6 protein-coding genes and 3 pseudogenes are annotated in these 8980 nt (G+C 70.3%); 7 read left to right on the forward strand and 2 right to left on the reverse strand.

Going from position 1 to position 8980, the window contains the following annotated elements; translation table 11 throughout:
* Nucleotides 1-79 precede the first annotated feature (79 nt).
* The 3 genes and pseudogenes from recR to ABZV31_RS24735 all read left to right on the forward strand — a co-directional run.
* Complete coding sequence (gene recR / locus ABZV31_RS24725) at nucleotides 80-679, forward strand: recombination mediator RecR (RefSeq protein ID WP_355897672.1); 600 nt, start codon at nucleotides 80-82, stop codon at nucleotides 677-679.
* The gene (locus ABZV31_RS24730; protein ID WP_355897675.1) at nucleotides 672-1331 is read left to right on the forward strand and encodes a DUF5063 domain-containing protein; all 660 of its coding nucleotides are present in this window, start codon (nucleotides 672-674) and stop codon (nucleotides 1329-1331) included. Before recR ends, ABZV31_RS24730 begins: the two co-directional genes overlap by 8 nt.
* Nucleotides 1332-1547: 216 nt before the next feature.
* Nucleotides 1548-1937, forward strand: a pseudogene (locus tag ABZV31_RS24735) (RidA family protein); the annotation flags it as partial.
* Nucleotides 1938-1968: 31 nt separating this feature from the next.
* Here ABZV31_RS24735 and ABZV31_RS24740 read toward each other — a convergent pair.
* Both ABZV31_RS24740 and ABZV31_RS24745 read right to left on the reverse strand, forming a co-directional pair.
* Nucleotides 1969-2763: pseudogene (locus ABZV31_RS24740) on the reverse strand (PhzF family phenazine biosynthesis isomerase); the annotation flags it as partial.
* A 309-nt stretch (nucleotides 2764-3072) separates the two neighbouring features.
* Nucleotides 3073-3564: pseudogene (locus ABZV31_RS24745) on the reverse strand (alpha/beta fold hydrolase); the annotation flags it as partial.
* 478 nt (nucleotides 3565-4042) lie between these two features.
* Here ABZV31_RS24745 and ABZV31_RS24750 point away from each other — a divergent pair.
* The 4 genes from ABZV31_RS24750 to ABZV31_RS24765 all read left to right on the forward strand — a co-directional run bounded on the left by ABZV31_RS24750 (nucleotide 4043) and on the right by ABZV31_RS24765 (nucleotide 8799).
* On the forward strand, nucleotides 4043-5320 hold the full coding sequence (locus ABZV31_RS24750; RefSeq protein ID WP_355897678.1) for an aspartate kinase: 1278 nt from the start codon (nucleotides 4043-4045) through the stop codon (nucleotides 5318-5320).
* Nucleotides 5321-5396: 76 nt separating this feature from the next.
* The gene (locus ABZV31_RS24755; RefSeq protein WP_355897681.1) at nucleotides 5397-6449 is read left to right on the forward strand and encodes an aspartate-semialdehyde dehydrogenase; all 1053 of its coding nucleotides are present in this window, start codon (nucleotides 5397-5399) and stop codon (nucleotides 6447-6449) included.
* Nucleotides 6450-7036: 587 nt separating this feature from the next.
* A complete protein-coding gene (locus ABZV31_RS24760) occupies nucleotides 7037-7612 on the forward strand; it encodes a SigE family RNA polymerase sigma factor (protein WP_355897769.1) in 576 nt (191 codons plus the stop codon).
* Between the two features lie 140 nt (nucleotides 7613-7752).
* Nucleotides 7753-8799 (forward strand): hypothetical protein, encoded by a 1047-nt coding sequence (locus ABZV31_RS24765; protein WP_355897684.1) that lies wholly within the window; start codon nucleotides 7753-7755, stop codon nucleotides 8797-8799.
* The last annotated feature ends 181 nt before the right edge of the window (nucleotides 8800-8980 follow it).

The raw sequence follows: 8980 nt of genomic DNA on the forward strand, positions 1-8980 counted from the left end.
GGCGGCCAACTACCGTACGTACTGACAAGCGGCGCGTGCGGAACCACCCGTACGCACCCGAACCCAGGAAGGCAGTCCGTTGTACGAAGGCGTGATCCAGGACCTCATCGACGAGCTGGGGCGGTTGCCCGGCGTCGGTCCCAAGAGCGCCCAGCGGATCGCCTTCCACATCCTGCAGGCGGAAGCGACGGACGTACGGCGGCTCGCCCAGGCCCTTCTCGAGGTGAAGGCGAAGGTCCGCTTCTGTGCGACCTGCGGCAACGTGGCGCAGGAGGAGCTGTGCGCTATCTGCCGCGACACGCGCCGCGACCCCTCCGTCATCTGCGTCGTGGAGGAGCCGAAGGACGTCGTGGCGATCGAGCGTACCCGCGAGTTCCGCGGCCGCTACCACGTCCTCGGCGGCGCGATCAGCCCGATCGAGGGAGTCGGCCCGGACGACCTGCGCATACGGGAGCTCCTGGCCCGCCTGGCGGACGGCACGGTCACCGAGCTGATCCTGGCCACGGACCCGAATCTCGAAGGCGAGGCGACGGCGACGTACCTCGCCCGCATGATCAAGCCCATGGGCCTGAAGGTCACCCGCCTGGCCAGCGGCCTCCCAGTGGGTGGCGACCTGGAATACGCGGACGAGGTCACCCTCGGTCGCGCCTTCGAGGGGAGACGACTCCTAGATGTCTGACGCCACGCTGCACGCGACCGAGCAGAACCCGGACGACTTCGCGGTCCAGATCGCCGACCAGGTCGAGAGTTTCCTGGTCGCTGTCACGGAGGTCGCCAAGGGCGCCGAGCCGGACTCGGCGGTCCCCTTCCTCCTCCTGGAGGTCTCCCAGCTGCTGCTGGCCGGCGGCCGCCTCGGCGCACACGAGGACATCGTGCCGGACGAGCGCTACGAGCCCGACCCGGGACCCGAGCAGGACGTGGACCAGCTCCGCGAGAACCTCGCCCGCCTGCTGGAGCCGATCGACGTCTACTCCGAGGTCTTCGACCCCTACGAGCCGCGCCGGGCCCCGGTCCCCGCCCGCATCTCCGACGACCTGGCGGACATCATCACCGACCTGCGCCACGGCATGGCCCACTACCGTGCGGGCCGCACCACGGAGGCCCTGTGGTGGTGGCAGTTCTCCTACTTCTCCAACTGGGGTTCGACGGCCTCCGCCACCCTGCGCGCCCTACAGTCCCTGGTCGCCCACGTCCGCCTGAACCAGCCGCTGGCGGAACTGGACGGCCTGGACACCGACCAGGACCTCGGCGACGAAGCCCTCGAGGCCGAGGCCGCCAAGGTGATGGCGAACGAGATCGGGGGGCCGCTGGGGCTGCGTCTTCAGAAGTAGCTCGCGCACACGCCTGGTGCCGGTGTGGATGCGGAGGGTAGCCTCTCCGTGTGACCCTCGACCTTCACACCCGGCTGAAGGAGCTGGGCCTCCGGCTTCCGGACGTCAGCCCGCCCAAAGGGGTCTACGTCCCGGCGGTACGCAGCGGCAGCCACGTGTACGTGTCCGGCCAGGTGCCCATGGCGGACGGCGAACTCGTGGCCACCCAAAGGGGTCTACGTCCCGGCGGTACGCAGCGGCAGCCACGTGTACGTGTCCGGCCAGGTGCCCATGGCGGACGGCGAACTCGTGGCCACCGGCCGGGTCGGAGACTCCGTGACACCCCGGGAGGCGTACGAACTCAGCCGGCGCTGTGCGCTGGCCGCACTGGCCGCCGCGGACTCCGTCGCGGGCCGGGGGGCTGTGGGGCGCGTGCTGAAGGTGGTCGGCTACGTGGCGTCCGCCGATGGCTTCACCGGCCAGCCGGGTGTCGTCGACGGAGCCAGTGACTTCTTCGTCGCCGTCTTCGGCGAGGCGGGGCGCCATGCGCGCAGCGCGGTCGGCGTCGCCGGTCTGCCCCTGGGCGCCCCGGTGGAGATCGAGGTCGTCTTCGAAGTCGCGGGTTGACCCGGCGGCACGTTGAGCAAGGACCGCCGGCTCAGATCCGGACGGCTGTGCCGGTGACCTCGATACCGCTGCCTGGTTCCTGCGGCACCGACACCGTGATCGTGCTCGGCCGCCCCATGTCCGCACCCTGATGGATCGTCAACGTCGCTGGCACCGGAACGAGTTGCAGTTCTCTCAGGTAGCCGCCCAACGCGGCCGCCGCCGCTCCGGTGGCCGGATCCTCGACCACGCCGCCCGGCGGGAAGGGGTTGCGGGCATGGAACACGGTCTCCGACTCCCGCCAGACGAGGTCGACCGTGGCCCAGTCCCTGCGGCGCATGAGGGCGGTTAGTGAGGGCATGTCGTAGTCCAGCTCGGCCAGTCGGCGCCTGCTGGCCGCGGCGACGACCGGGTGCCAGGCGCCGGCGTAGGCCGCGCGCGGCGGCAGCGCCGGGTCGAGGTCCTCGGGGGGCCAGCGCAGCGCCGCCAGCAGCTCTGCCAGGTCGGCCTCCGCGATCGGTGCCGACCGCGGCTGAACACTCACCAGGGAGGCCACCACCGAGCCGTCCGCTGCCAGCGAGGTGGTGACGGGAACCGGACCGGCCTTCGTCCGCAGGCGTAGGAGCCCGGTGCCGTGCCGCTGTGCGTAGGCGACCGCCGTCGCGATCGTCGCGTGGCCGCAGAAGGGCACCTCGGCGAGCGGGCTGAAATACCTGACACCCAGGGTGCCGTCGTCGGACGGCATCACGAACGCCGTCTCCGAGTAGCCGACCTCCGCCGCCGTCGCCAGCATCGTGGCGTCGTCGACCCCGGTCGCGTCGAGCACCACGCCCGCGGGATTGCCTCCCGGGGCACCACGTGCTGCGCCGGCGGTGGGAGGTGCCGGGGGGAGCGATGGCGGGCCGAGCTCAGGCAGATGGGGTGGTTCGGGGGGCGTGTGCGCGGCGATCACCTCCAGGAGCACGTCCTTCAGGACGCAGTACGACTCGGCGCTCCTGTAGGCGGGCTTCACTATGGAGAAGTGGTCGCCCTCGATCACGCCGCCCGTGAACGGGTTCGTGGCCGTGGCGGGGGGCACCATTCTGTCGGTCTGTCCGCCGAAGGCAGATATGGGAATGGGGCACTCCGTATCGGATGTCGCCCGCGCTCCCACCACTTTTTCCAGCACGGTGCGCTGTGCTTCCAGTAGCGCTCGGCTGCGGAGCGGACGCAGTTCGCGTTCCTGCGGGTGGTTCCAGGTCCTGACGGACTCCCGCAGACGGAGAAAGAAATTCGAGCCGTTGTTCGGGCAGGTGTACATCACGACGCGCTTGATGTGCGCGAGTTGCCGGCCCTGCCCCCGCCACAGTGTCCTCGCGAGGAACCGCTGGACGACGAGCCCACCCTGGCTGTGGCTGACCAGGACGATCGGCGCCCCGTCGGCGCAGTGGGTGCGCAGCCACGTCGCCAACCGGTCGGCTATGTCGTCGATTTCGGCGATACGGCGGTCCGGCCGTAATCGGACGCGCGGGGAGTCGTACCCGAAACAGCGGACGCCGACCCGGTCGGCCAATTCCGGATCGGTGGTGATGAGTTGGGTGAAGGACCGCCACGCATCGGTCGACGGGGACAGGCCGTGCACGAAGATCACATGGGTGCGATTCGGCATCACCCTCGAAACTCCCCGGCCTGACTGGCCAGTCGTCACCGCATGAAAGGGCCTTAAGGGAGGGCGGCCGGGTCAATGATGCACGATGCGGTGACACGTAGGCCAAGGACGTGAACGGCGCTCCTGCCATGCTGAGCGGCCGGTCAGCGCGGTCGAGCCGCGTGTGCGGGCCGACACTCCCCGTGACTCGGTTGTCCGCCACGCCGGCCCTGTACATCCCCTGACCCGTAGGACCCGCATACGTGTCGCCGTCCTCACCGCCACGGGCCCCGCCGTCGTCGCCACCGTCGGTGCCTTTGTGATGCCGGGCACTTTTCGAGTGCCGTCCTGCCTGCTGGGCATGAGCCGTCCTGAGAAACGGGCGCCGGACATCTCACCATGCGGTATCGCAGAGGGGAATTTCGGACGCTCGTTAGACTGAGCCGACCGCACTGCATCTGCGTATGTGCGACAGAGACGGATTGAGCGAGGAGCGCACGTGGGCCTTGTCGTGCAGAAGTACGGAGGCTCCTCCGTAGCCGATGCCGAGGGCATCAAGCGCGTCGCCAAGCGGATCGTGGAAGCGAAGAAGAACGGCAACCAGGTGGTTGTCGTCGTTTCCGCGATGGGCGACACGACGGACGAGCTGATCGATCTCGCCGAGCAGGTTTCCCCGATGCCTGCCGGGCGCGAGCTCGACATGCTGCTGACCGCCGGAGAGCGGATCTCCATGGCACTGCTGGCCATGGCGATCAAAAACCTGGGTCACAAGGCCCAGTCGTTCACCGGCAGCCAGGCAGGTGTCATCACCGACTCGGTCCACAACAAAGCCCGGATCATCGACGTCACCCCGGGCCGGATCCGTACGGCGCTGGACGAGGGCAACATCGCCATCGTCGCCGGCTTCCAGGGCGTCAGCCAGGACAAGAAGGACATCACCACGCTCGGGCGGGGTGGTTCCGACACTACGGCGGTGGCTCTCGCGGCGGCGCTGGACGCCGAGGTGTGCGAGATTTATACCGACGTCGACGGCGTGTTCACCGCCGACCCGCGCGTGGTGAAGAAGGCCCGGAAGATCGACTGGATCTCCTTCGAGGACATGCTCGAGCTGGCGTCCTCCGGGTCCAAGGTGCTGCTCCACCGCTGTGTGGAGTACGCCCGCCGCTACAACATCCCGATCCACGTCCGCTCCTCCTTCAGCGGGCTGCAGGGCACGTGGGTCAGCAGCGAGCCGATTCAGCAAGGGGACAAGAAGGTGGAGCAGGCCATCATCTCCGGTGTCGCGCACGACACCTCCGAGGCCAAGATCACGGTCGTCGGCGTGCCGGACAAGCCGGGCGAGGCTGCCTCGATCTTCCGCACGATCGCCGACGCCGAGATCAACATCGACATGGTCGTGCAGAACGTGTCCGCCGCCTCCACGGGCCTGACGGACATCTCCTTCACGCTGCCGAAGACCGAGGGCCGCAAGGCCATCGACGCGCTGGAGAAGAACAAGGCCGGCATCGGCTTCGACTCCCTGCGCTACGACGACCAGATCGGCAAGATCTCGCTGGTCGGCGCCGGGATGAAGACCAACCCGGGCGTCACGGCCGACTTCTTCACCGCGCTGTCCGACGCGGGCGTGAACATCGAGCTGATCTCGACCTCCGAGATCCGCATCTCGGTCGTCACGCGCGCCGACGACGTGCCGGAGGCCGTCCGCGCCGTGCACACCGCCTTCGGGCTCGACTCCGACAGCGACGAGGCCGTCGTCTACGGCGGCACCGGGCGATGACCGCCCCGTCGTACCGGGCGACGATCGCCCCTTGGCACCGGGCGGTGACCGCCCCCTCGTACGGAGGCGTACGACGATGACCGTGCGACCGACGCTCGCGGTCGTGGGAGCGACCGGAGCCGTCGGCACGGTCCTGCTCCAGATCCTGTCCCAGCATGCGGACATCTGGGGCGAGATCCGCCTGATCGCCTCGCCGCGCTCGGCCGGCCGCAAGCGGGCCGTGCGCGGCGAGGAGGTCGAGGTGGTCGCCCTCACCGAGGAGGCCCTCGACGGGGTCGACATCGCCCTGTTCGACGTCCCCGACGAGGTCGCCGCCCAGTGGGTGCCGGTCGCCGCCGCCAAGGGCGCGGTGGTGGTCGACAACTCCGGGGCCTTCCGCATGGACCCCGACGTGCCGCTCGTCGTGCCCGAGGTCAATCCGCACGCGGCCCGGCGGCGTCCGCGCGGGATCATCGCCAGCCCCAACTGCACGACCCTGTCCATGATCGTGGCGCTGGGCGCGCTGCACGCCGAGTTCGGGCTGCGCGAGCTGGTCGTCTCCGCCTACCAGGCGGTGAGCGGGGCCGGGCGCGCGGGCGTCGAGACGCTGCGCCGACAGCTGTCCCTGGTCGCGGGGACGGAACTGGGGACCAGCCCCGGTGACGTACGGCGGGCCGTTGGGGACGACACCGGGCCGTTCCCGGAGCCGGTGGCGCTGAACGTCGTGCCGTGGGCCGGGTCGCTGTGCGAGGACGGCTGGTCGTCGGAGGAGATGAAGGTGCGGGCCGAGTCCCGCAAGATCCTCGGCCTGCCGCAGCTGCCGGTCGCCGTGACGTGCGTGCGCGTCCCGGTGGTCACCACGCACTCCCTGACCGTCCACGCCCGTTTCGAGGGCGAGGTCACCGTCGACAAGGCCCGCGAGATCCTCGCCACGGCACCCGGGGTCGTCCTCTGCGACGACCCGGTCGCCGGCGAGTTCCCCACGCCCGCCGACGTGGTGGGCACCGACCCCACGTGGGTCGGGCGGGTGCGGCGGGCGCTCGACGACCCCACGGCGCTCGAACTCTTCGTCTGCGGCGACAACTTGCGCAAGGGCGCCGCGCTCAACACGGCGCAGATCGCGGAGCTGGTGGCGGCCGAGCCGGCGTGAAACGATCATGGTGGGCGCCGGCTCGGGCGTGTGAGGTTACTCGCGACAGTTGTGGCAGGTCTGGGTTACCGCCGGAAAAATCCTGGCCACGGCCGGATTCGTTTGTAGGATCTGTGAAGAAAAGCGGCCCGGCAAATGGTCCGGACCGCTTGATCCGTGCCGCCCAGGTGTCCAAAGATTTCCCTCCCCGCCCTCCGCAACCGCGCGGAGGGCGGGGAGCGTCTTTGCGGTCGCCCTGTGGGGGCATGGGGGCGCTGCGGGGCGTGGGGACGTCCCGGTCATTCAGGACATAGACGTCCCGGTCGTTCAGGACACAAGGGAAGAGCGGGACGCATGAGGGCATATGGGGCACCGTCCGTTGTGCTGCCTGACGCGAGAACTTTGTCGGCCGCATCACCTGACGCAAAAGTGATGCCCGACGCGTACAACCCCGGCGGGGGGAGACGTGTCCAACTGGCGTGGCAGAGGTGCTCGACTTCTCCCCCAAGCTCTTCGAGCCGGGAGTACCCCCAGCGGCGACCCGCGGCACGGCCCTGCGGCCGCCCCGCGCGGCGCTCCGTCCCGGCATGCCCGGCGCGCCCGGCGGCATGCCGGTGATCGCGCCCATGCCCGCCGCGCGGCCCGCCCGCATACCGAACCAGCGTGACGGCGCCGAGGAGACCGTGGCGGCCGGCACCACCGTCGACCACCTCACCGAAACCTACCGCGCCCACTACCGCTCGCTGCTCGGCCTCGCGGCGCTCCTCCTCGACGACACCGCCTCCTGCGAGGACGTCGTGCAGGAGGCCTTCATCCGCGTCCACTCGGCGCGCAAGCGCGTCCGCGACCCCGAGAAGACGCTCGCCTACCTGCGGCAGACGGTCGTCAACCTCTCCCGCTCGGCCCTGCGCCGCCGCATCCTCGGCCTGAAGCTGCTGTCCAAGCCGATGCCGGACATGGCGAGCGCCGAGGAGGGCGCCTACGACCAGCTGGAGCGCGACTCCCTGATCAAGGCGATGAAGGGCCTGCAGCGCCGCCAGCGCGAGGTGCTGGTGCTGCGCTACTTCGCGGACATGACCGAGGCCCAGGTCGCCGAGACCCTCGGGATATCGCTCGGCTCGGTCAAGGCGTACGGCTCCCGCGGCATCGCGGCGCTCCGGCTCGCCATGGAGGCGCCGGCATGAGCGAGAACCGCGAGGGACGTGACTCGGACGAGCGGCACGAGCCCACTGGGGGTCCCCCCGGGCCGTCCAGGCTCCGAGGGAGGCACGAGCCGACGCGGCCAGAGCAAGAAGACACGCAATCGCACGCTGGGAACGGAACTGTGAACCACAGCCCCGACGAAAAGGGCCCCGAGGGGTTCGACTCGGACGAGCTGGCACTGCGCAGGATGCTGCACGAGGCGGTCCAGGACATCGAGCCGCGCGACGGCACGCTGGAGCACCTCCGGCGAGCGGTCCCGGCCCGGCGGGCCCGCAAGCGGCAGGCCGCCGTCGGCATGGCGGCCGCCGCCCTGTTCATCGGCACCGCCATCCCGGCCCTCGTGCACGTATCCAACTCCACCGGCTCCGACGCCAACCCGGCCATCGCCGGGCAGGCCTCGCAGGCCCAGGGCGGCACGAGCCAGGGCAAGGGACCGGACGGCGGGGCGAGCACCGCCGGCGGCTCCTCCGGCAAGGCCACCGGCAAGGGCAAGGGCGGCACGAAGGACGACCAGAAGGGCGGCAAGGGCACCGGCAGCGGTTCCACCGTCGGCACCGACAACCCCTCGGCCACCACCGGCACCAGCGCCCCGGTGTGCACGGCCTCCCAGCTCGGCTCCGCCACCGCCACGGTCGACGCCCCCGACTCGGCCGGCATCGTCTATGGCACCTTCCACGTCACCAACGTCTCCTCCACCAGCTGTACCGTCGGCGGCTCCGGCTCGGTGAGCACCCTCGCGCAGGGCACGGCCGACGCGACGAAGATCAGCGTGGTGAACCACACCTCAGGGGATGCGGCGGCCGGACTGCCCGACCCCTCCACCGAGGTCGCGGGACTCGTGCTCCTGCCGGGCTCGGCGTACGAGGTGAAGTTCGCCTGGGTGCCCTCGGAGACCTGCCCCACCAGCGGCGGTACCGCCACCGGCGGCACCGGCACCGGCGGCCCGTCACCCGAGCCGTCGCCCAGCCAGGACGCGAGCGCGACCGGCAGCACGACCACGGGAACCGACGCCGGTACCACGACCCAGCTGGTCAGGGAGGACGGCACGGCGGACGGAAGCGTCGTGGTGTCCCACACGCCGGAGGCGGGGTCGCCGACGGTTTCGGCCACGGTGACGAACGCGTGCGCGGGGACGATTTACCGGACTGGTGTGCTGGCGGCGTCCTAGGGCGGATCTACCGGACTGGTGTGTCGGCGGCGTTCTGGGGCGGATTTACCGGACTGGTGTGTCGGCGGCGTTCTGGGGCGGATTTACCGGACTGGTGTGTCGGCGGCGTTCTGGGGCGGATTTACCGGACTGGTGTGTCGGCGGCGTTCTGGGGCGGATTTACCGGACTGGTGTGTCGGCC

This window comes from Streptomyces sp. NPDC005202, from assembly GCF_040608235.1.
GTDB lineage: Bacteria > Actinomycetota > Actinomycetes > Streptomycetales > Streptomycetaceae > Streptomyces.